Annotated in this window: 1 protein-coding gene; it reads right to left on the bottom strand. The window is 65.8% G+C overall.

Features of this window, described 5'->3' with window-relative positions:
* A protein-coding gene (locus tag MLGJGCBP_RS47940; protein ID WP_236581723.1) for an IS5 family transposase occupies nucleotides 1-910 on the bottom strand; the annotation gives its coding sequence in 2 pieces (ribosomal slippage) (nucleotides 1-552 and nucleotides 554-910; 909 coding nt in all).
* Between the last annotated feature and the right edge of the window lie 51 nt (nucleotides 911-961).

Here is a 961-nt window from a genome sequence, read left to right on the forward strand (position 1 = left end):
CTAGGGCATGTCTCCCAATAACTTGAGCCACTCGACGATGCCGGCGAGCAGGAATCCGGCGCGGTAGGTGAGGGCGAGTTTGTCGTAGCGAGTGGCCACCGCACGCCACTGTTTCGCCTTGTTGAAGGCCCGTTCGACCACGTTGCGCCCCTTGTAGGACTCCGGGTCGAAGTTCGGTGGCCGCCCGCCCGCGCGGCCCTTGTTCACCCGGTTCGCTGCCTGATCGGTCTTCTCGGGGATCACCGCCTTGATGCCTCTGCTGCGCAGCAGTTCCCGGTTTGCCCGTGATGAGTACGCCTTGTCGGCCCGGACCTCGTCGGGGCGCGTGCGGTGCGCTCCGCCCGCGAGCCGCGGCACGCAGATGCCCTCCAGCACGTGGGCGAACATCGGACTGTCACCGGCTTGGCCTGGGCCGACCAGCACCGACAGCGGGCGCCCGTGACCGTCGCACGCCAGGTGCGCCTTGCTGGTCAATCCGCCCCTCGACCGGCCGATGCCGTGATCGGCAGGCTCGTCACCGAGGTTCGTGTAATTCGGTAGATCCCCCTGTGTGGCGGGCGGCGTTCGCACCGTGCTGATGGACCCGGACCACTGTGGAATCGACAGAGACCGCCCAGTCCAGGTTCCCGCCGGCGTCGGCCATCGCGACCAGAGCCGTCAGCACCCGATCCCAGGTTCCGTCTCCGGCGTAGCGGCGATGTCGCTTCCACACCGTCTTCCACGGCCCGAAATGCGACGGGAGATCTCGCCAGGGCAACCCGGTCCGCAGTCGATACAGCATCCCCTCGACCACCACACGATTGTTCCGGAACTTCCGCCCCCGGAGCCCATCGGAACTGGGCAACAGCAGCGCGAGCAACTCCCACTGCTTGTCCGTCAACACCTCAAACCGATCAACAACGTCTGCCACACCGAAGAGTCTGCAGCACAACACCACAAATCATTGGGAGACACACCCTAG

Source organism: Rhodococcus sp. T7 (genome assembly GCF_009872365.1).
Classification (GTDB): Bacteria; Actinomycetota; Actinomycetes; order Mycobacteriales; family Mycobacteriaceae; genus Rhodococcus_F.